The following is a 20,667-nucleotide window of genomic DNA, read 5'->3' as shown; positions in this document are numbered from 1 at the left end:
ACACTGGAGGCTGAAGGCCCTGACGACGTTCCATGAACTCGGAGTTGTCCCCGAAATAGCAGACGCCCTCGAGACAGAGGGCATCGTCGAACCGTTCCCGATCCAGCTGCTCGCGATCCCCATCGGTCTCGGCGGGCACGACATCATCGGCCAGGCGCGCACGGGCACCGGCAAGACCCTGGCCTTCGGCATCCCGCTGCTGCAGCGCATCGAGCACGGCGGGAAGAAGCCACAGGCCCTGGTCATCGTGCCGACGCGTGAGCTGGCCGTCCAGGTCACCGACGACCTGACCACCGCCGGCGGCAAGCTCGGCAGCCGCGTCCTGTCGGTGTACGGCGGCCGCGCGTACGAACCGCAGATCGACGCCCTCAAGAACGGCGTCGAGGTGGTCGTCGGCACGCCCGGTCGGCTGCTCGACCTGGTCAAGCAGAAGTACCTCGACCTTTCCCAGGTGTCGGTGCTCGTCCTGGACGAGGCCGACCGCATGCTCGACCTCGGCTTCCTGCCCGACATCGAGCGTCTCGTCGCCAAGGTGCCCGAGCGGCGCCAGACGATGCTGTTCTCGGCCACCATGCCCGGCGAGATCGTCGCGCTGTCGCGCAAGTACCTCACCCGGCCGACCAACGTACGGGCCGAGTCGCACGAGGAGTCGGAGACCACTCCGCAGGTCGCGCAGCACGTGTTCCAGGCGCACCAGATGGACAAGCCCGAACTGCTCGCCCGCGTCCTGCAGGCGCGCGGCCGCGGCCTGACCATGGTGTTCTGCCAGACCAAGCGCGCCTGTGACCGGGTCGCCGAGGACCTCACCCGGCGCGGCTTCGCCGCCGCCGCCGTGCACGGCGACCTCGGCCAGGGCCAGCGCGAGCGGGCCCTGCGCGCCTTCCGCGCCGGCAAGATCGACGTGCTCGTCGCCACGGACGTGGCGGCGCGCGGCCTCGACGTCGACGACGTCACCCACGTCGTCAACTACGAGTGCCCGGACGCCGCCGAGACCTACGTGCACCGCATCGGCCGTACCGGCCGCGCGGGCAAGGAGGGCATCGCGGTCACGCTCGTCGACTGGTCCGACCTGCAGCGCTGGAAGCTGATCAACAGCGCGCTCGGCCTGGACTTCGCCGAGCCGGCCGAGACCTACTCCACCTCCGCGCACCTGCACGAGCTGCTGGACATCCCGTCCGGCATCACCGGCATCCTGCCGAAGGCACAGCGGGACCGGGCCGGGCTGGAGGCCGAAGAGGTCGAGGACATCGGCGAGACCGGCCGTACCCGGTCGCACGGGCGGCACGAGGAGGCACCCCGCCCGGCACGGCAGCGCAACAGCCGCTCGCGGCAGCGCACGCGCAGCGGCCGCCCGGTGGGGCATGACGGCGACGCGGCGGTCGCGGCGGAGGAGACGGCCCGGCGGCACACGCGTCGGCCGGTCGAGGCCGCGGCGCACCCGGCGGAGCCAGTTCCGGACACGGTGACGGCCCCCGCGGCGACCGTGGAGGCGCAGGAGACGGCCCCCACGGAGGCCCCTGCCGAGGCCCCCGCGACCGTACGCCGTACGCGCCGGCGAGCCACGGAGGCGCAGGACACGACGCCGGTGACCGACACGAGCGCCGACGTGGCCGAGGTCGCGGAGGCGGACGAGGTCGCGGCCCCGTTCGTCGCGGACGACGCGGTTCCCGCGGTGCCGGTGGCACGGCCCGAGCCGGTCACGGCTCCCGTGGTGATCAGCCCGGCGGGCATCCCGATGGTGCAGTTCCTGCCGCCGCCCATCGACGTGACGGACGAGATGCCGGAGTACGTCGAGCCGGTACGCCCGGCGGCCAGGAAGAAGCGCCGCACGCGGGCCGGTGGGGCGCGCGAATCCGTCTGACCGACGGCCGAAGGAGGGGCGTGATCACGATCACGCCCCTTATTCATGCCCTGGCGAGGACGCGTCAGGCAGGAACCGGGGGCGGCGAGCCCTCAACTCCCGCTCTTGATCCGCGATATGGAGTAGTCGTCGAAGTCGACGACCGTCCGGCCGCCGTGCGCTCCGCTGCCGCGCATCACCACGAGGCCGGTCTGCCCGTCCGCCAGAGTGTCGTCGCCATCCGTCGCGTCGATGGTGAGCCTGTTGTTCACCCAGAGCCGGAGACGGACCTTGGCTCCCTCGGGTTCACAGTGGATCGTGAAGTTGTTCCAGCCGCTTCCCTGCGCGCCGGTCGGCTCATAGCCCGGCGCGTTCGGTACCTGCGCGAGCGTCCGCGAGCCGGCTGCGGTGATCTTGCGGATGTAGGCGCCCTGCCCGTCGTGCCTGACCAGGAACACGTAGCCGTCGAGGATTCGGTCGTCCGCTCCACGGCACCACAGACCCGTCATGCCGTCGCGGGGCCCGGAGACCACGGCCGCGTTGACGCTCGTCTCCATGCCGGCGGGAAGGTCACGCCCGAAATAAGGCGCGCGTTTGGAATCGTTGGCGGTGGCGGCCCGGCCTTCGGCCGTCATGCGGTAGCGGCCATCCACGTATGAGGTGTACTTGTCGCGGGCCCAGGTCGGCGTGTCGGGCGAGAAGCCGCTGGAGTAGATCAGGACGGTTCTCGTCGTCTGCCCGCCGTGCGGCATCAGCGCGACGGCCGCCCCGATCCCGCCGCCGACCGCCGCGGTGGCGGCCGCAGCGGTCCAGGCGATGAGCCGGGTCCTCGAACGGTGCCGGGCCCCGGCCCTTCCCGCCGCCGGATCCGCGTCGCCGGTCTCCGTCGTCGCGACGAGGGTGGCACCGGACCCGGATGCGGAGCTGGACGACGCGTCTTCGGCGTCCCGCTCCCACCCGCGCGCGGCCACGGCCGCCGAGCCGTCCACCAGGACGACGGATGAGGGCTCGGGGAGGCTCCCGGCCGACCGGCCCTCGGTCCCCGGGCCTGCCGCCGGTCGCCGACCGCCCGGCGGCCCGGCCTGGTCACCCCGTGCCACGTCGCCCGGCGGCCCCGCCTGGTCGCCCCGTGCCCCATCGTCCGGCGGCCCCGCCTGGCCGCCCGGCGACGCCGCCGTGTCGGCCCGCGCGTGCCCTGTCAGGCCGGCCAGCAGTTCCTGAGCGGACGGTCGCCGCGCCGGGTCCTTGTCGAGCGCTCGCTCCACCAGCGGCCGTACGGACTCGTCCAGACCGTCGAGTACCGGTGCCTCGTGCATGATCCGGTACAGCACGGCCGGCAGACCCTCGCCGGGGAACGGCGTGCCGCCCGTACCGGCGAAGGCGACGACGGCGCCCCAGGCGAAGACGTCGGACGCCGTCGTGGCGCGCCGCCCTTGGAGGACCTCCGGGGCCATGTAGGCGGGAGTACCGACGATCTGGCCGGGTCGGGTCGCCTCGGTCACGCTGTCGAGGGCCCGCGCGATGCCGAAGTCGATCACCCGGGGGCCCGTCGAGGACAGCAGCACGTTCGCGGGCTTCAGGTCGCGATGCACGATGCCCGCACCGTGGATCGCGCCCAGGGCCGTCGCCACTCCCACCGCGAGGTGGTCGAGACTCGAACCCCGCATCGGGCCCGACGCCCGTACGAACTCCTTCAGGTCCGGTCCGGCCACATACTCGGTGACGATGTACAGCGGCTCCTCGTCGACCCGGGCGTCGAGCACCGGAGCGGTGCAGAACCGGCGGACCCGACGGGCGGCCGCCACCTCGCGGCGGAACCGGTCACGGAAGGCGGTGTCCTGCGCGAAGTCCGCGTTGATCACTTTGACGGCCACGCGATCGCCCGAGGCGGACTCGGCGAGGTAGACCGTGCCCATCCCGCCACGGCCGACCACCCCGAGCACGCGGTACGGGCCCAGCTCCGCCGGGTCCGTGGCGCGCAGCGGGCGGATCCGGTCGTCGGCCGACATCCTTTCGGTCCCCCGTATCACCGCACAACAGAACGATCACGCAGACTAACGGAGATGGAGGTCCGCGGTCGGAGGAACCGGACCGAGGCCCTAACCGGCGGTGGACAGGCCCGCCTGGCGCAGCCGCAGGGCGTGGCGCGGCCGGTCGGTGATCAGGACGGTCACCCGCTCGTCACCGAGGAACCGCCGCATCCTCGGCTCGTCGTTGACCGTCCAGACCATGGCCGGAATGCCCAGCCGGCCGCACATGTGCAGCACGGTGGCGCGCGCCAGCCTGCGGTGGACGGCGAGCCAGTCGGCGCCGCACTCGCGCATGCGGCGCAGCGGGTACAGCTCCTGGATCCGGGTCGGCGCCTTCATCAGCCACGAGACCTCGCGGAGGCTGCGCCCGAGCGACAGAGCCGCGGTCACCTGTGGGAACTCGCGTTTGATCCGAGCGATCGAGGAGTCCTCCAGTGTGGTCGCGACGAAGCCGTCCGGGCCGAGCGTGTCGAGGGCGAGGGTGATGATTTCGCTCTCGTCGCCGACCTCCTTGAGGTCGAGATGGCCCTTCATGCGGCCCGCGATCAAAGTCATGACGTCGCGGACGCGTGGCACCCGGAAACCCGCGACGGCGCACAGCTCGTCGTAGGTCAGCGCCGCCACGGGACGGTTCGCGACACGTTGATCGTGGAAGACGACGAACTCTCCGTCGCGCGTGCGGCGGATGTCGAACTCGACGTACTCCGCGCCCGTCGTCAGAGCGCTCTCGTACGCCTCCCAGGTGGCGGCCCGGGCGACCTCGGATCCGCCCTTGTGGGCGGAGACGGCAGCCGTCATGTCTCGAGGGTACCTTCGCGTTCCCCAGCGGATGACCAGCCAAATCGCTACGATGGTGTCGATATTGGCATGTGCAAGTAAGCTCCTGCCAGTGAGTACGCCCCGGTTCCTCAGTCTGCCTCCCGGCGTCCGCCGCACGGAGATCAACACCTCGCGCGGCACGTTCGCCGTGCTCGAGGCGCTTCCGGGCTCCGGTGTCTGCGAGCGCGGACCGGCACTGCTGGTGCCCGGCTTCACCGGGAGCAAAGAGGACTTCATCGCGGTGCTGCAGACGCTCGCGGGCGGCGGGCGCCGCGTCGTCGCGCTCGACATGCGCGGCCAGCACGAGACTCCCGGTCCGGACGACCCGGCGGCCTACAGCTGCGCCGCGCTCGGCGCGGACATCGCCGCCGTCCTGGAGTACTTCGACGACCAGGTGCACCTGGTCGGGCATTCCTTCGGCGGGCTCGTGACACGCGAGGCGGTGATGTGCGATCCCGAGCTGCTGGCGTCGTACACACTGATGAGCTCGGGTCCGGCCGCGATCGGCGGGTCGCGCGAGGTCGAGGGCCAGGTCCTGCTCGCGGCACTGCCCAAGGTCGGTCTGGAGCACCTGTGGACGACCCGGATCGAGCCCGGGGTGGTCACCAAGGGGGTGCCTCCGGAGATCGTGGCGTTCCTGCGCCGACGGATGTTCTCCAACTCCCCCACCGGACTGATGGCCATGGCCCGGGAGGTCCTGTCCTCCCCGGACCGGGTCGACGACCTCGCCAAGGTCACCGAGGACGCCGGCCTGCCCGTGCTCGTGCTGTACGGCGAGAACGACGACGGGTGGGAGCCCCGCGAGCAGGCCGCCATGGCCGAGCGCCTGGGCGCCCGCAAGGTCGTCATCCCCGGCGCGGCCCACTCCCCCGCCGTGGAGGCTCCGGAGACCACGGCGAGCGCGCTGACCTCCTTCTGGAACGACGCCGAGCGCGCCTGACCACCGCGGTTCGAGGGCGGCCGGCTCCGATCGGCCGGGGTTGAGACAAGAAACACCTGGCGTCTCATGTAACCAAGGACTTACGATGGCGCCATGGAAGCGACCGTTCAGCCTCCGCAGAGTGTGACCTGGCAGGTGCACATCGACCGGTCGATGTGGATCGGCGGGGTGCGCAGTCTCATGTTGCAGGCCCTGCATCCGCTCGCCATGCGCGGAGTCTGGCAGAACTCCAACTTCCAGGAGGACCCCATCGGCCGGCTGCAGCGCACGGCCGACTTCGTCGGCGTGGTGACGTGGGGCACGCCCGAAGAGGCCGATCGCCTCGGCCGCAAGGTCAGGGACATCCATCGCGCGTTGCGGATCAAGGACCCGGACACGGGACGCCTGCACCGCGTCGACGACCCCGAACTGCTCCTGTGGGTGCACTGCGCGGAGGTCTTCTCCTACCTCGAGGCCGCGCGCCGCTCCGGGCTGCGGCTCACCGACCGGCAGGCCGACCGCTACCTCGCCGAGCAGCGCCGCAGCGCCACCTACGTCGGCCTGCACGAGGAGGACGTCCCGGGCAGCGTCGCGGAGATGACGGCATTCTTCGCGGAGATGCGCCCGCGGCTGAAGGTCACGCCGGAGTCCCGCTCGACCGTACGGTTCCTGCTGTGGCCGAGGCTGCCGGAGGAGATGCGGTGGCTGTCGGCGGGCAAGCCGATGTACGTCCCGTTCGGCGCGCTGTGCTACTACTCGCTGCCCGGCTGGGCCCGGCGGATGTACGGCATCCTGCCCGAGATACCGGGGCCGGTCGTCACGGCGGCGCTCCGGTCCTTCCGCCTTGCGGCGAACGCCCTCCCGGAGAAGGTCCACGACCTGACGTTCCAGCAGACGACCAAGGACATGCTCGAGGGCGCCCGGCAGCGGCTCGCCGCCGAGGGCTACGACCTCGGCAAGGGCCTGCAGGGCCTGCGCGACCCCCGCCGCTGGCCCAAGGCCGCCGCCTGACTCAGGCCGCCGGCCGGGCGGTCACTGTCCGACTCGGGCGTCGATCCGCTCGCGCAGGAGGGTCGGCGTGGCCATTGTGGCGCCCCGCCGTGGGTCACTCCGCGAGGGCGGACCAGGGGTCGCGGGCGGGGGCGGCGGCGCGGCCCTCCGGGCAGTGGCGCACGTAGTCGCACCAGGCGCAGAGCGCGCCGGGGCTAGGCGGGAACCGCTCGTCGAAGGACGCGTGGCGGCGTTCCGGCGGCAGGACCTGGGCGTCCACCGGCCGGGCGTGGGCGCGGTACCACTCGTCCGCCTCGCCGCACTCCTCGGCGATCTGCTCCGCGCGGCGGACGTGCCGGTCCAGGGAGTCGTCGGTGTGCTCCCAGACCGCGACCTCGCCGGTCGGCAGGTGGTGGAGTTCGACGAGGCGGCACCGGGTCCGCATCATCCGGTTGGCCGAGGCGGCGTACAGCGCGAGGGCCAGGGACGCGCGGGCGTCGTCGGAGGTGAGCGGCCGGCGGCCGGTCTTGTAGTCGACGACCACGAGCTCGTCGCCGCGCCGGTCCAGCCGGTCGACCCGCCCCTGGACGGTGATCAGGTGGGTCTTCATCGAGACCGTGCGCTCGACGCCGACCGGCTCGTCCGCCGGGTCGAGCCCGGCGGTGTAGCGCAGCACCATCTCCCGGGCCCGGTGCCGCCACTCGGTGGACTGCGCGTCGTCCCGGAAGCCGTCGGTCAGCCAGCCCCGGTCGAGCAGCCGACCGGCGGCCTCGGTCGTGCGCTCCTCGATGGGCAGCCGCCACCAGCCGGCCAGGGCGTTGTGGACGCTGGCCCCGACGCTGTTGTGCGCCCACGGCGGACCCTTCTCCGGCTTCGGCCGGTCGAGGTAGGTCATCCGATAGCGGCGCGGACAGTCCAGCCAGGTGTTCAGCCGGGAGGGCGTGCAGGGGTAGAGCCGCCTCGGCATCCCCTCGAATCCGAGCTGCTCGGCCGCCATCGCGTCAGTCCTCGGAGCTCGGCTCCTGCGCGAGCGCGAACCAGCTCTCCCACTGGGCGTCCTCGTCGCCGACGGTGGTCTCCTCGCCCTGGCCGGGCAGCACCCGCGTGTCCTTGGGCAGCGGCCCGAGCAGCGACCCGATGGAGTTCAGCTGGTCCTGAAGGTCGTGGTACTCCTCCCCGACCAGGCCCGGCCGTCCCTTGTGCAGGGTGTCCCCGGAGAACAGCACGCCGAGCTGATCGCTGTAGAGGCAGATGCTGCCGGGCGTGTGCCCGGGCGTGTGCATGACCTCGAGCTGCGCGCCACCGATCTCGAAGATGCCGCCATCCTCGATGTCGATGTCCGGGGTGAGGTCCTTCATGAACTCCGAGTCCTCGTCCTTCTTGGCGAGGGCGCGGAAGTACTGACGCCACAGGAGGCGGTCCCGGGAGTGCAGCCCGATCGGCGCCGGGTCCTCCTCGTCGGCCTCGGCGATCTCGAGAACCGCGCCGAGGTGATGATCGCGACCGTCGGTGCAGATGACGGCCATCACCTCGCGCTCGCCGATCTCCTTGAGGATCGCCTCGGCGTCGTTGGCGGGGTCGATGACGATCACCGCGTCGTCGTCCCCGACGATGTAGGTGTTGCTCTCGATGTCGTACTCGGTGTCGTCGACCGTGACCTTGCCCGACGTCACCACTTTGTCGATACGCGCGTCCACACCGGAACCTTACCGACTTCCCGCGCCGGACGCGCAGCACGCGGACCGATCCGGCCACCGAGGCCGCCGCCGGACCATGGCGGATGTGGTCGACACCGACGAAACACGCGTGAAACAGGGCCGCTTTACCCTCCACATCGGACATCCGACGTGGAGGGTTTCATTCGTGTACGAATCAGCCGAGGGTCGCCGATGGGCGAGGTGATCTGGCTCGGTGTGCTGCTGGGCGTCGGCGCGGCCCTGTCCGTGGGGCCCATCTTCGTCACCATCCTGAACGAGGCCGCCACCCGCGGCTTCGGCGCCGCGTTCCGCGTCATCCTCGGCTCCGCCACCGCCGACGTCGCCCTCCTGCTGCCCGCGCTGGCCTTCGCCTGGGTCATCGCGGCCGTCACCCAGGCCGCGTTCTGGGTGGGCCTGATCGGCGCGGCGTTCTTCCTCTGGCTGGCCGTCGGCGCCGTACGGGACGCCGTACGCCTCTGGCGCGCGGAGTCGGTCCCGAACGCGGAGGGATGGGCGTTCTGGAAGGGCGTCGTCGGGAACCTCGCCAACCCGCTGACGTGGACGTTCTGGCTGGCCACCGGTACGCCCGCGATGCTCCGCGCCAAGCACCTCGCCGGCCCGGCCGGCCTGGCGGCGTTCACCGTGACGTGGTTCGTGGTCGCCTCCGGCCTAGAGGCCGCCATCGCCCTGGCCGTGGCCAGCTCGGGCCGCCACATCGGCCCCCGCGGCCAGAGCACCTTCACCGCCTTGTCCGGCGTCGTCTTCGCGACCTTGGCGGGCGTGATGCTGACCCGCTCCACAGGCTGATCCCTGGCATCCACTGCCGCTAGGGCGCAGCATCCGCCAGGGATCAAAGCTCGGAGTCCGGGCTACTCGTCCTCCACCGCCTCAGCCACCTCGGCGACCTCGACGCAAGCGCCCTGCTGGCTGCTCCTGTTGCTCTTTCTCCAAGCGATGGCGGATAGATCCCGGGGCATGGCACGTCCTTATCGGTCATGTGGGTACTACTCGGCGATCAGCGCCAAACTATCGCTGTGGCTGCGAGCAGCCCCGACGAGACCGGTGAACGCGACGTGGAAGCGTTCGACTTCTTCTGGATCCTCCATGAACATCTCGCCGGCCACCAGGTCGACATAGACAGCGTCCGGATCCCTCGCATCGGGGAACTGCAGGATGTGGAAGGAACTCGTCATGCCGGCATGCGCCCCTGCCTCGAACGGGATGACATGCAGTGTGACCCGAGGAAGCCGAGCAATTTCCTGTAGGTAGTCGAACTGGGCGCGCATGGTTTCTCGGCTGCCTACCTGGCGGTGCAGCACGGCCTCGTCCATTACGGCGATCACGCGCAGGGCCGGGCTGTCGCGCAGAGCCCGCTGACGCCGCATCCGAATCTCAACGCGCGCCTCAACCTCCTCGTCGGAGATCTCCGCCGGACCGCCACGGATCACAGCGCGGGCGTAGGCTTCGGTCTGCAGCAGGCCGGGCACCATCAGTGGCTCGAATGACAGCACGCTGGACGCCTCTGCCTCCAAGCCGATGTACGTGGTCAACTCTTCCGAGAGCATTGCATGGTAGGGCTCCCACCAGCCCTTCTTGCGGCCGTCGCGGGCGAGCTGCATGAGGTGATCTCGCAGGCGGTCGTCGGTCCCGTAGACCTTGCACAGCAACGCGATGTCGTTCACGTCGTAGCGCTTGCCCTCGTTGCGCTCCATGCGGGTGAGCTTGCTGGGCGCCCACTCGAGTTGGGCGGCGACCTCGGCGCTCTTCATCTTCGCCTCTTCGCGCAGTCTGCGTAGCTCCTGGGCGAGGCGGCGTCGTCGCAGGGTCGGGCTCTGCCGTTCGGGCATCGAGGTCTCCACGGCATCGAAGTGGCTGGCTGAAGCGATGGTAGAGCACTCCGTAGTCGAAGTTCAGGAAAACCGACATTCGTCACTATAGCCGCGCGACTAAACTTAGGTCTTGCGAGTTAGGTCTTTCCCAAGCATCATGAGGTGCCATACCCGACAACCTCGGTTCGGCCTGTGGCCGAGCTCCTACCTGGGGAGTTGATCCCCTGTGACACCTGACCCTGCCGCCCTCACGAGCCGGGCGCCTTTCAGCGGCGACCTCGGCCGGCCCGACTGGCTGGCACTGCATGTCCACGACGCCTCCGCCCCGATCGCCCGCCGGTTCGCCGAGGCGACCGTCGCTCCGTACGGCGCCGACCGCGACAACGTCGGGCTCATCACCAGCGAACTCGTCACCAACGCCCTACGCGCCGCTCGCCGTCTGGTCGAGGAGGGTCTGGCGCCCGCCTGGAATTACCCGGCCCGACCACTGCGGATCGGCGTGCTCGCCACCGAGCGATGGGTGCGGCTATCGATCACCGATCCGGACCCGCGTCCGATCGACCCGCTCGCGCCGTCGGAGAACGGCTGGGGACTCGGCATCGTCGACACGCTGTCCGTCAAGCGATGGACGACGTACGAGGCCGAGAGCAAAACCGTCCACGTCATCGTCGCGGCGCCGGGGGTGGCATTAAGCGCGACCGAGGTCGACACGTTGCAGGCCGCCACGATGAACCACTCGCTGCGGCGGTGACCTCGCCGCCGTCGTGGTCACGTTGCCGCCGACGTTGACGGCTCGATGACCGATATGCCGGGCCTGGTACGTCAACGCCGACGGCAATGTGCTGATCAATTCCACCGGAAGGCTCCGAGCACTTCACCGGCTGATCCCTGGTATCCACTGCGTTCTATGCGCAGCACACGCCAGTGATCAAAGACCCCGCCAGCTCGGCGACCTCGGCGGGAGCGTCTCAGCGGTCGCGGGTCGTCACGATAGTCGATTCGTAATCACTCGCATCCACCGCCGACGAAGCGCAGCCAAGGCCTCCGATTCGGAACCCGTGCCGTGCGCCCCCGGCCGCGTTCCGGCCGCCCGTCAGCGCGCCGGGCCGCGGTCCGGTTTCGCGCCGGTGGCCTCGGACAGCAGCGCCTCATACGCCTCTGGTGTGGTCGTCTCGGCGCCGAGACGGTGGCCGGTGAGGGTGCCGTGGTCGTCGCTCGCGCCGGTCGTGAACAGGCGCAGGTCGGCCGCGAGTCCGCGCAGGTGGACGCGGTCGGCCTCGGTGTGGTCCGGGTGGTCGGCCTCGACGCCGGCGAGGCCGACGCGGGCCAGCCGCGCGATCTCTTCGTCGGTGAACACGTAGCCGCGCCGATCCGCCCGGGGGTGCGCCAGCACGGGGACGCCGCCGGCCGCGCGGACGAGCCCCACGGCCATGACGGCGTCCAGGGCGTACCGGTCGACGTACGCGCGGCCGCCCGTGCCGATCCACTCCCGCGTGAACGCCTCCTCCACGCCCGGCACCACTCCGGCCTCGACCAGGGCGCGGGCGATGTGGGGCCGCCCGGGGACGGAGTCCCCGGTGATCCGCTGGACCATCTCCCACGTGACCGGCGCGCCGAGCCGGCCGAGGCGCTCGACCATGCCGCGGGCCCGGTGGGCGCGGTCGTCGCGGATGCGCCGGCGTTCGGCGGCCAGCGCGGGCTCGTCCGGGTCGAACAGGTAGGCCAGCAGGTGGAGGCTGCGGCCGCCGAGCCGGCAGGACAGCTCCATGCCGCGGACGAGGGTCATGCCGGGCGGGAGCGCGCGTACGGCCTCGGGGTGACCGGCGACGGTGTCGTGGTCGGTCAGCGCGAGGACGTCGACGCCCGCGGCGTGGGCGCGGCGGACGACGTCGGCGGGCGGCTCGGTGCCGTCGGAGACGGAGCTGTGGGAGTGCAGATCGATGCGCACGGTCCGATCATGCACCCAGCCGGGGGGACGCCGCCCCGTACGGCAGATCGAGGTCGATCTCGCGCAGGTCGCTCAGGCGAAGATCCTCCAGCATCAGCGCGCCGGCCTCGGCAGGCCAGAGCACGGCCCACAGCCAGTTGCCGAGCGCCTCGCCGGCGAACGCCGCCGTGTCGGCGCCGGGCACGGCCCACAGCGGCAACGGGTGCCCGTCGATGTGCACCTTGGCGTCGGGCGCCGAGGTCCCGAAGCCGTGTCCGGGGTCGGGGCCGGGCAGCCCGGCGTACGACGCGCCGAGGCCGATGCCGGGCTCCTCGGCGACGAGGATGAGGTCGGCGGGGCCGCCGACCGGCGACGGGCCGGACAGCGCGACCGCTACGGCCCGGCCTCCGCTGCGTTCGTCTCCGACGTCGGCGAAACCGGTGACGAGCCAGCCGAGCGGTAGGGGCCAGGGGACCCAGACCGGGACCCGCGCCTCGGCGCGGATGACCTGGAGCCCCTCCGGGCAGGGTCGCCGGGGCGGGCGCAGCGGGCAGACCTCGCCGTGCACCGCACAGGTCCAGGCGCTCGACCAGGCGTTCGGCGGGGTCACCGGCCCGCGGCACCGCGGACAGGTCGGAGGACCTTTCATGATCATTCACGCTCCCGCCCCGAGGGGGTCAGTCACGGTTTCCGGATGACCCAAAAAGACTATTCGGGTGCTGTGAACTGCTTCGTTCGCCGCAGGCCGGCGGCGCGGCCCTTCGCGGCGATCACCAGGGCCATCTTCCGGGACGCCTCGTCGATCATCTCGTCGCCGAGCATCGCCGCGCCCCGGCCCTGGACCCGGGTCGCGTGGTCGTACGCGTCGAGGATCAGCTCGGCGTGGTCGTAGTCGTCCTGAGCCGGGGAGAACACCTCGTTGCAGGCGTCGACCTGGGCCGGATGCAGCACCCACTTGCCGTCGAAGCCGAGCGCGGCGCTGCGCCGCGCGGCCCGCGTGAACGCCTCGGCGTCGCGGACGTTGAAGTACGGCCCGTCGATGGCCTGCAGGTCCCGGGCGCGGGCGGCGATGAGGATGCGCATCAGGATGTGGTGGTAGGCGTCGCCCTCGGTGTAGCCGGGCGGCTGCTCGCCGACGACGAGCGTCTTCATGTTGATCGAGGCCATCAGGTCCCCCGGACCGAAGACGAGCGCCTCCAGGCGGGGCGACGCGGCGGCGATCTCGTCGATGCGGGTGAGCCCTCGCGCGTCCTCGATCTGCGCCTCGAGCCCGATCCGTCCCACGGGCAGGCCGGTGGCCCGCTCGATCTGGGTCAGCAGCACGTCCAGCCAGACGACGTCGCCGGGCGAGGTGACCTTCGGCAGCATCAGGCAGTCCAGGTCCGCCCCCGCGCCCTCCACCACCTCGATCACGTCGCGGTAGGCGAACCCGGTCGTCACGTCGTTGATCCGGACGACGCGGACCCGGTCGCCCCAGCCGCCGTCGCGCAGCGCGGCCACGGCGTTCGCCCGGGCGTCCGCCTTGGCCGACGGGGCGACGGCGTCCTCCAGGTCGAGGAAGAACTCATCGACCGGCAGTCCCCGCGCCTTCTCGATGAACCGCGGGTTGCTGGCGGGCACGGCGAGGGTGCTCCGGCGGGCGCGCATGGGCATGCAGCGGATGGTAGCCGTCGTGAGATGCTGCGGCGTATGAGCGATCCCACCACCGCGCTCGTCGAAGAGGCCACCCGGCGGTCGGGGCTGATCTGGCTCGCCCTGCCCGACCTCGCCCAGCCGCGCGCCGCCTGGCACCTCTGGCACGAGGGGGCCGCGTACGTCGTGACCGGCGGCATCGAGCAGCCGCTGCCGGGCCTGCCGGAGGCCGAGCGCGTCACCGTCACCGTCCGCAGCAAGGACAAGGGCAACCGCATCGTCTCGTGGGTGGCGGCGGTGAGCGAGGTGAAGCCGGGCTCGGAGGAGTGGGCGGCGGTGGTCCCGCTGCTGGCCAAGGAGCGCCTGAACGCCCCCGACGGCGAGGCGCAGACCGAGCGCTGGGCGCAGGAGGCGTACGTCATGCGGCTCACGCCGACCGGCGAGGTCACCGAGGCACCCGGGCAGATGCCCGCCGACTACGCCGCCGTACGCCCGGTGCCCAGCCCCGCGACCTCCGTCGGCAAGCCCCCGTTCATGGTCGGCGGCCGGCGTCGCCGCCCCGACCGCTGAGACCGGACGCCCCGGCCCTCGGTCGCGGCGTGTCCAGGGGGTCTCCGGCAGCCCGACGGACGCGCGTCATCTTCTGGCTCCCAGGGAATAGATCGCCCTTTACCTGGAGACAGGACGCGTATCGATAGCCTTCGACCTATGACCGGAACGCCGTCGCGCGTGTTCATCGCGCGCCTGGCGGGAATCGCGGTGTTCGACCCCGCCGGGGACCAGATCGGCCGAGCGCGCGACGTCGTCGTCGCGCTCCGCCCGACGCCACGGCCACCGCGCGTGCTCGGCCTCGTGGTGGAGGTTCCGCCGCACCGTCTCGTCTTCCTGCCGATCACCCGAGTGACCAACATCGACGCCGGCGCGGTGATCTTCGATGGCCGGATCAACATGCGCCGGTTCGAGAAACGCGAGTCCGAGACCCTGGCGATCGGCGAGCTGCTCGACCGGACCGTCGAGCTCGAGGAGACCGGTGAGAAGGCGATCGTCCTTGACCTGGGCATGGAACAGACCCGGACCCGGGACTGGCTGGTCATGAAGGTGGCCGTTCGCCGCGTCGATCCTCCGTCCGGCCGGGGCGCGCGGCTGGGCCTGCGCCGGCGGCGCGGCGAGACGTTCGTCACCGACTGGGACAAGGTCAGCGGCCTGACGATGGTCGATGAGAAGCAGGGGGCCGCGAACCTCATCGCCGCGTTCGAGCAGATGCGCGCCCCCGACCTGGCGAACCTCGTGCACGAGCTGTCGGCGAAGCGGCGCGTCGAGGTCGCCGCCGCGCTCGACGACCGGCGACTCGCCGACGTCCTGGAGGAGCTGCCCGAGGACGACCAGGTGGAGATCCTCGGCGAGCTGGGCGTCGACCGCGCCGCCGACGTGCTCGAGGAGATGGGCCCGGACGACGCCGCCGACCTGCTCGGCGAGCTGCCCGCGGAGCAGCGCGAGCAACTGCTCGCGCTGATGCAGCCGGAGGAGGCCGCGCCGGTACGCCGCCTGCTGACCTACGCCGACAACAGCGCGGGCGGCATGATGACCACCGACCCGGTGATCGTGTCCCCGGACGCGACCGTCGCGGAGGCCCTCGCCCTGATCCGCAACGCCGACCTGAACCCGGCGCTGGCCGCCCAGGTGTACGTCTGCCGTCCGCCGACGGCGACGCCGACCGGCCGCTACCTGGGCACCGTCCACTTCCAGCGGCTGCTCCGTGAGCCCCCGCCGACCCTGGTCAGCGCGATCTGCGACACCGAGCTGGACCCCCTGCGGCCGTCACGCTCGCTCGAGGCGGTCGCGAGCTACCTGGCGACGTACAACCTCGTGTCCGTGCCGATCGTCGACGAGGGCGGGCACCTGCTGGGCACGGTCACCGTCGATGACGTCCTCGACCACCTGCTGCCGGACGACTGGCGGGAGAGCGTCATGGACGCGCCGGTGGAGGAGGCCGACGAAGAGGAAGAGGCCCTGCGCGGCGCGGAAGTATCCGGTGACGGGAGTCGACCATGAGCACCGCCCTCGGCAGGAGCCGTGACGAGCGGCGGTTCGGGCGCCTCGACCAGCCGCGGGAGTACCGCCGCACGATCCGGCCGCAGCTGTACTACGACCCGGAGGCGTTCGGCCAGTTCTCCGAGCGGATCGCGCGGTTCCTCGGGACGGCGCGGTTCCTCGTCTACATGACGGCGTTCATCACGATCTGGCTGGGCTGGAACGTCTTCGCACCCACGTTCCTGCGCTGGGACCCGTACCCCTTCATCTTCCTGACCCTGATCCTGTCGCTGCAGGCGTCGTACGCCGCGCCGCTGATCCTGCTGGCCCAGAACCGGCAGGACGACCGCGACCGTGTCCAGTACGAGCAGGACCGCGCCCGCAACGAGCGGAGCGTCTCCGACACGGAGTACCTCACCCGGGAGATCGCCGCCCTGCGCATGGCGATGAACGAGGTCGCCACCCGCGAGTGGATCCGCGACGAGCTGGCGCACCTGCTCAAGGAACTGGACGGGCACCGCCACGCGCCCGAGTGGCGCGATCACCGATCGTCCGGTCCCGGCGAGCTGGGTTCGCCCGTCGACTGACCGGTAAATAACATGGGGGCATGGCCTCCCCCACGATCGAGCAGGTGACCGCGGCGCTCGCGACGGTGAACGACCCGGAGATCCGCCGTCCCATCACCGAGCTCGACATGATCAAGGGCGTCGACGTGGCCGCCGACGGCTCCGTGACGGTCGGCGTGTACCTCACGGTCGCCGGCTGCCCGCTCCGTGACACGATCACGCGCGACGTCACCGCCGCCGTCTCCAAGATTCCCGGCGTCACCGGCGTACGGGTCGACCTCGACGTGATGAGCGAGCAGCAACGCGCCGACCTTCAGACGAAGCTACGCGGCGGGCAGGCTCCGAAGGAGATCCCCTTCGCCAAGCCAAACTCCCTGACCCGCGTGTACGCCGTCGCGAGCGGCAAGGGCGGCGTCGGCAAGTCCTCCGTCACGGTGAACCTCGCGGCCGCCATGGCCGCGCAGGGCCGCAAGGTGGGCGTCGTCGACGCCGACATCTACGGTCACTCGGTCCCCCGCATGCTGGGCGTGACCGGGCGGCCGACCCAGGTCGAGCAGATGATCATGCCGCCGAACTCCCACGGCGTGAAGGTGATCTCGATCGGGATGTTCACCGAGGGCAACGCGCCGGTCGTCTGGCGCGGCCCGATGCTGCACCGCGCGCTGCAGCAGTTCCTCGCCGACGTCTACTGGGGCGACCTGGACGTCCTGCTGATGGACCTGCCGCCCGGCACCGGCGACATCGCCATCTCGGTGGCCCAGCTGCTGCCCTCGGCGGAGATCCTCGTCGTGACCACGCCGCAGCAGGCCGCCGCCGAGGTCGCCGAGCGGGCGGGCGCGATCTCCGCGCAGACGCACCAGACCGTCGCGGGCGTGATCGAGAACATGTCCTACCTGCCCTGCCCGCACTGCGGTGAGCCGGTGGACGTGTTCGGCTCCGGCGGCGGCCAGACGGTCGCGGACGCGCTGACCCGGACCCTCGGCACGTCCGTGCCGCTGCTCGGTCAGGTCCCGATCGACGTGCGCCTGCGCGAGGGCGGCGACGCCGGTCTGCCGATCGTGCTGGACGACCCGGACGCCCCGGCGGCCAAGGAGCTGCGGGCCATCGCCGACAAGCTCTCGGGCCGGGCGAAGAGCCTGCGCGGCCGGCAGCTTGGACTGAGCCCGAACCGCGCATGACCGATTCTTAGTCCGCGTCTTCGCGGCACCGGCCGTGCGGGCGTGATTTCGTGTGCCCATGGCACTACGTTCCGCCCGTACGGCCGTCCTGGCCTTAGCGATCGCGGCCGCCGGATGTTCGTCCGGCGGGCGCGGGCCGATCGCCGCACCGCCCACGATGGCACCGTCCGGCCCGGCGGCCGACGACCCGGCCGCTCCGACTCCGGCACCCAGCACGTCCGACGAGCTGCGGACCACGCGGCCGTCCGGCACCCCCTCGGCCCGCGCGTACGGCCGATGGGGGCGCCCCGTCCTGTACGACGACTTCGGCGGCGACCGGCTGGACCCGCGCAAGTGGCAGGTCTACGACGCGCCCAACGCCCTGTCCCATCCGGGCTCGCCCGCCGGGGTGCACGTGGCGAACGGGCGCCTGCGCCTCGTCGGCGGGCTCTACGACGGTAAGGACCAGTCCGCGGGCGTCGTCTCGCGCCTGGCCCAGACGTACGGCCGCTGGGAGGCGCGCATCCGGGCCGACCGCGGCAGCGGGTACTCCGCGACCGCCTTCCTGTGGCCGACCCGGCTCGGCGCGCCGGAGTTCGCGGAGATCGACTTCGCCGAGATCATCGACGGCACCCGGCGTACCGGCGGGCTGTTCATCCACCACGGCGCGGACGACCGGCAGCTCGCCAAGATCGCCCGGGTCGACTTCACACGGTGGCACACCGTGGCCGTGGACTGGCTGCCGCAGAAGCTGACGTTCTGGGTGGACGGCAAGGCCGTGTGGACCTACCAGGGGCCGTACGTCCCGAAACAGGCGGACATGCACCTCAACCTGCGCAACGAGACGGCGGACGGGTTCCACCGGATGGCGGACACGCCGCAGCGGGTGACCATGGAGGTCGACTGGATCCGGGTGTTCCGCGCGCCCGGGATCAACCGCTGACGGCAGGGCGTCAGGCCCGCCCTGGACTCAGGTGGCCTCCGGGTCGTACGGCGGGCGCTCGCCGTACGGCAGGAGCGGCTCGTCGCGCACCGGCTCCTGGACGTCGAGCTCGTCGAGGTCCTCCAGCAGGTGCTTGGTCACGAACCGGCGGGGGTTCAGATCGGCGATGTCGAAGTCGGCGAACTCCGGCCCCAGCCCGTCCTGGAGGTCCTGCTTCGCGCTGTTGGCCATCGTGCGCAACTGCCGCAGGGCACGCCCCGCCTGGGCCGCGACCTTGGGGAGCTGGTCCGGACCGAAGATGATGACGGCCAGCACCACGAGGACCGCGCCCTCACCGAACCCTATGCCGAACACCCGTCCTCCATGTGGTGGCCGCGGCTCCTGCGAGGAGCCGCTCATCCCAGCTTAACCGGGCCGGGATGCGCGGTCTCCCCCCAGTGGGCTCCCCTTAGTTGCCGGCCGCCAGGGTCAGCTGGACGGTCCTGCTCTGCCCGGCGCGGGTGTAGACGACCGGCACCGTGTCACCGGGCGACTTGCTGCGGATGGCGACGATCAGCTCGTCGGCGCCGCCGATCGTCTTGCCGGCGAAGGACGTGATGACGTCGCCGGCCTTCAGCCCGGCCTTCTCCGCCGGGCCGCCCGGCGTGATCGCGCCGCCCTTGCACTGCGTCGCCGAGCCGCTCGTCGCGATCCGCGCCCCGCTGCCCTGGTAGGACATGTCCATGCAGGCGCCGATGATCGGGTGGGTGACCTTACCGCCCTTGATCAACTGCTCGGCGACCCGCTTGACCTGGTTGCTCGGGATGGCGAAGCCCAGGCCGATGCTGCCGCTCTGCTGCTTGTCGCCGCCGAGGGACTGGCCGCCCAGCGTGGCGATCGCGGAGTTCACCCCGATGACCCGGCCCTGAGAGTCGACCAGCGGGCCGCCGGAGTTCCCGGGGTTGATGGCCGCGTCGGTCTGCACGGCGCTGATGTAGGCGGACTCGCCGCTCTCGCCGCTCGTGGTGACCGGCCGGTTCAGCGCGCTGACGATGCCGGTCGTGACCGTGCCGGCCAGGCCGAGCGGCGAGCCGATCGCGATGACCGGGTCACCGACGGCGATCCCGTCGGAGTCGCCGAGGAGGAGCGCCGGACGGCCGTCGAGCGAGCCGGGCTTGATCACGGCGATGTCGGAGTTGGGGTCGCGGCCGATGATGCTGGCCGAGGTGGTCTTGCCGTCGTTGAAGACGACCTGCATCGTGCCGCCCTGGGCGGCGGGGGCGACCACGTGGTTGTTGGTGACGATGTAGCCGCCGTTGACGATGAAGCCGGTGCCCGCGCCGCCCTCGGTGGCGTTCGCCACCTTGATCATCACGACGCTCGGCACGACGCGCTTGGCGATCCCGGCGACGGATCCCGGATCGCGGTTCTTGGCGCCGGTGGTCGACCCGCCGCCCAGGTCGACGGACCGCGGACCGCTGTTACGCGTGGCGATCACGCCGATGCCCGCGCCCAGGGCGCCGGCGATGAGCGCGACCGCCACCGCGACGACGACGAACACCCCCATGGGCCCGGACCGCTCGCTCGGCCGGACGGACGGCACGGGCGCCCAGTTCGGGCCGGTGCCGCCGGGTCCGCCCGGCGGCGTGCCCCAGGCGTACGGGACCGGGGACGGCTGCGGCTGGTTGTGCGGCGTGAAGATCGGTCGCGGCGGACCCTGCTCCCCCGGCCGGCCGCCCTGCCCGTACGCCGGAGCCCCCTGGCCGGTGTACGCCGGACGGCCCTCGTCGATGCCCGGCTGGCCGTTCTGACCCGCGTAGCCGGGACGGCTGTCGTCAACGCCTGGCTGACCGTTCTGACCCGCGTAGCCGGGACGGCCGTCGTCAAGGCCCGGCTGACCGCTCTGACCGGCGTAGCCCGGCCGGCCGTCGTCAAGACCCGGCTGACCGCTCTGACCGGCGTAGCCGGGACGGCCGTCGTCAAGACCCGGCTGACCGTTCTGACCCGCGTAGCCCGGGCCGCCCTGCTCGAGGCCCGGCCGGACCTCCTGGTCGGGCATGGTCGTCGGGCCGCCCTGACTCGGAACGCCGACCGATCCGTACGGCCGGCCCTCCGCCCCGTACGACGACGCCTCCGGGTCCGGCGGCGCCATGCCCTCGTACCTCGGCGGACCGGACACCAGAAGCTGGTCCGTCAGGCTCGGGGCGGCGTCCTCGTCCCCGGCGTTCGGCCCGTGCGCACGCCCGTCATCCGACGTGGCCCCCCCGGGCGCGCGGCTGTCATCCGTCATCAACAAGCTCCTTGCGTA

At 71.7% G+C, this 20,667-nt stretch carries 21 protein-coding genes; 10 read left to right on the top strand and 11 right to left on the bottom strand.

Annotated elements, in window-relative coordinates; genetic code table 11:
• Positions 1-55: 55 nt before the first annotated feature.
• Positions 56-1,861 carry a DEAD/DEAH box helicase gene (locus AB0K82_RS30560; protein ID WP_364403800.1) on the top strand — a complete coding sequence of 602 codons (1,806 nt, stop codon included), beginning with the start codon at positions 56-58 and terminating at the stop codon, positions 1,859-1,861.
• Between the two features lie 92 nt (positions 1,862-1,953).
• Here AB0K82_RS30560 and AB0K82_RS30555 read toward each other — a convergent pair whose 3' ends face one another.
• Positions 1,954-3,849: a serine/threonine-protein kinase gene (locus AB0K82_RS30555; protein ID WP_364403715.1), complete on the bottom strand. Its 1,896-nt coding sequence runs from the start codon at positions 3,847-3,849 to the stop codon at positions 1,954-1,956.
• A gap of 90 nt (positions 3,850-3,939) precedes the next feature.
• A complete protein-coding gene (locus AB0K82_RS30550; RefSeq protein ID WP_364403712.1) occupies positions 3,940-4,668 on the bottom strand; it encodes a glycerophosphodiester phosphodiesterase in 729 nt (242 codons plus the stop codon).
• A gap of 91 nt (positions 4,669-4,759) precedes the next feature.
• Here AB0K82_RS30550 and AB0K82_RS30545 point away from each other — a divergent pair, with 91 nt between their 5' ends.
• Together AB0K82_RS30545 and AB0K82_RS30540 are read left to right on the top strand one after the other, a co-directional pair.
• Positions 4,760-5,629, top strand: coding sequence for an alpha/beta hydrolase (locus AB0K82_RS30545; protein ID WP_364403709.1), 870 nt, complete (start codon positions 4,760-4,762; stop codon positions 5,627-5,629).
• Positions 5,630-5,722: 93 nt separating this feature from the next.
• On the top strand, positions 5,723-6,619 hold the full coding sequence (locus AB0K82_RS30540; protein WP_364403707.1) for an oxygenase MpaB family protein: 897 nt from the start codon (positions 5,723-5,725) through the stop codon (positions 6,617-6,619).
• 94 nt (positions 6,620-6,713) lie between these two features.
• Here the strand turns inward: AB0K82_RS30540 and AB0K82_RS30535 are convergent, their stop codons facing one another.
• Both AB0K82_RS30535 and AB0K82_RS30530 read right to left on the bottom strand, forming a co-directional pair.
• Positions 6,714-7,595 (bottom strand): PD-(D/E)XK nuclease family protein, encoded by an 882-nt coding sequence (locus AB0K82_RS30535; RefSeq protein WP_364403704.1) that lies wholly within the window; start codon positions 7,593-7,595, stop codon positions 6,714-6,716.
• A 4-nt stretch (positions 7,596-7,599) separates the two neighbouring features.
• Positions 7,600-8,295, bottom strand: a complete 696-nt coding sequence (locus tag AB0K82_RS30530; RefSeq protein WP_345354057.1) for an MBL fold metallo-hydrolase — start codon at positions 8,293-8,295, stop codon at positions 7,600-7,602.
• 192 nt (positions 8,296-8,487) lie between these two features.
• Between AB0K82_RS30530 and AB0K82_RS30525 the strand changes: the two genes are divergently transcribed.
• Positions 8,488-9,102 carry a LysE family transporter gene (locus AB0K82_RS30525; protein WP_364403700.1) on the top strand — a complete coding sequence of 205 codons (615 nt, stop codon included), beginning with the start codon at positions 8,488-8,490 and terminating at the stop codon, positions 9,100-9,102.
• Between the two features lie 62 nt (positions 9,103-9,164).
• On the opposite strand, the gene AB0K82_RS30520 is transcribed toward AB0K82_RS30525, so the two are convergent.
• Both AB0K82_RS30520 and AB0K82_RS30515 read right to left on the bottom strand, forming a co-directional pair.
• Positions 9,165-9,272 (bottom strand): DUF397 domain-containing protein, encoded by a 108-nt coding sequence (locus AB0K82_RS30520; RefSeq protein ID WP_364403697.1) that lies wholly within the window; start codon positions 9,270-9,272, stop codon positions 9,165-9,167.
• 27 nt (positions 9,273-9,299) lie between these two features.
• Entirely contained in the window at positions 9,300-10,142 is an 843-nt protein-coding gene (locus tag AB0K82_RS30515) for a helix-turn-helix transcriptional regulator (protein WP_364403694.1), read from the bottom strand.
• 208 nt (positions 10,143-10,350) lie between these two features.
• On the opposite strand from AB0K82_RS30515, the gene AB0K82_RS30510 reads away from it, so the two are divergent.
• On the top strand, positions 10,351-10,875 hold the full coding sequence (locus AB0K82_RS30510; protein WP_364403691.1) for an ATP-binding protein: 525 nt from the start codon (positions 10,351-10,353) through the stop codon (positions 10,873-10,875).
• A gap of 342 nt (positions 10,876-11,217) precedes the next feature.
• Here the strand turns inward: AB0K82_RS30510 and AB0K82_RS30505 are convergent, their stop codons facing one another.
• Genes AB0K82_RS30505 through AB0K82_RS30495 form a run of 3 tightly spaced genes read right to left on the bottom strand, consistent with a single transcriptional unit; the run spans position 11,218 to position 13,698 of the window.
• Positions 11,218-12,072 (bottom strand): PHP domain-containing protein, encoded by an 855-nt coding sequence (locus AB0K82_RS30505; protein ID WP_364403689.1) that lies wholly within the window; start codon positions 12,070-12,072, stop codon positions 11,218-11,220.
• 7 nt (positions 12,073-12,079) lie between these two features.
• Positions 12,080-12,700 carry a DUF6758 family protein gene (locus AB0K82_RS30500; protein WP_364403686.1) on the bottom strand — a complete coding sequence of 207 codons (621 nt, stop codon included), beginning with the start codon at positions 12,698-12,700 and terminating at the stop codon, positions 12,080-12,082.
• Between the two features lie 59 nt (positions 12,701-12,759).
• Entirely contained in the window at positions 12,760-13,698 is a 939-nt protein-coding gene (locus tag AB0K82_RS30495) for a CoA ester lyase (protein ID WP_364403798.1), read from the bottom strand.
• Between the two features lie 42 nt (positions 13,699-13,740).
• On the opposite strand from AB0K82_RS30495, the gene AB0K82_RS30490 reads away from it, so the two are divergent.
• From AB0K82_RS30490 to AB0K82_RS30470, 5 genes are all read left to right on the top strand, one after another.
• Entirely contained in the window at positions 13,741-14,253 is a 513-nt protein-coding gene (locus tag AB0K82_RS30490; protein WP_364403683.1) for a hypothetical protein, read from the top strand.
• Positions 14,254-14,391: 138 nt separating this feature from the next.
• Positions 14,392-15,735 carry a CBS domain-containing protein gene (locus AB0K82_RS30485; RefSeq protein WP_364403680.1) on the top strand — a complete coding sequence of 448 codons (1,344 nt, stop codon included), beginning with the start codon at positions 14,392-14,394 and terminating at the stop codon, positions 15,733-15,735.
• Positions 15,732-16,301 carry a DUF1003 domain-containing protein gene (locus AB0K82_RS30480; RefSeq protein ID WP_364403678.1) on the top strand — a complete coding sequence of 190 codons (570 nt, stop codon included), beginning with the start codon at positions 15,732-15,734 and terminating at the stop codon, positions 16,299-16,301. Before AB0K82_RS30485 ends, AB0K82_RS30480 begins: the two co-directional genes overlap by 4 nt.
• Before the next feature lie 20 nt (positions 16,302-16,321).
• Positions 16,322-17,458, top strand: coding sequence for an Mrp/NBP35 family ATP-binding protein (locus tag AB0K82_RS30475; RefSeq protein WP_364403676.1), 1,137 nt, complete (start codon positions 16,322-16,324; stop codon positions 17,456-17,458).
• Between the two features lie 58 nt (positions 17,459-17,516).
• The gene (locus AB0K82_RS30470; protein WP_364403673.1) at positions 17,517-18,380 is read left to right on the top strand and encodes a glycoside hydrolase family 16 protein; all 864 of its coding nucleotides are present in this window, start codon (positions 17,517-17,519) and stop codon (positions 18,378-18,380) included.
• 27 nt (positions 18,381-18,407) lie between these two features.
• Here AB0K82_RS30470 and AB0K82_RS30465 read toward each other — a convergent pair whose 3' ends face one another.
• Positions 18,408-18,734, bottom strand: coding sequence for a sec-independent translocase (locus AB0K82_RS30465; protein WP_345354075.1), 327 nt, complete (start codon positions 18,732-18,734; stop codon positions 18,408-18,410).
• A 94-nt stretch (positions 18,735-18,828) separates the two neighbouring features.
• Positions 18,829-20,649, bottom strand: a complete 1,821-nt coding sequence (locus tag AB0K82_RS30460; RefSeq protein ID WP_364403670.1) for a trypsin-like peptidase domain-containing protein — start codon at positions 20,647-20,649, stop codon at positions 18,829-18,831.
• Positions 20,650-20,667: the final 18 nt, after the last annotated feature.

It is taken from the genome of Actinoallomurus sp. NPDC052274, assembly GCF_040679475.1.
Taxonomy (GTDB): domain Bacteria; phylum Actinomycetota; class Actinomycetes; order Streptosporangiales; family Streptosporangiaceae; genus Actinoallomurus; species Actinoallomurus liliacearum.
The sequence above is the reverse complement of the archived record's forward strand: the minus strand, read 5'-3'. Positions and strand labels throughout refer to the sequence as shown.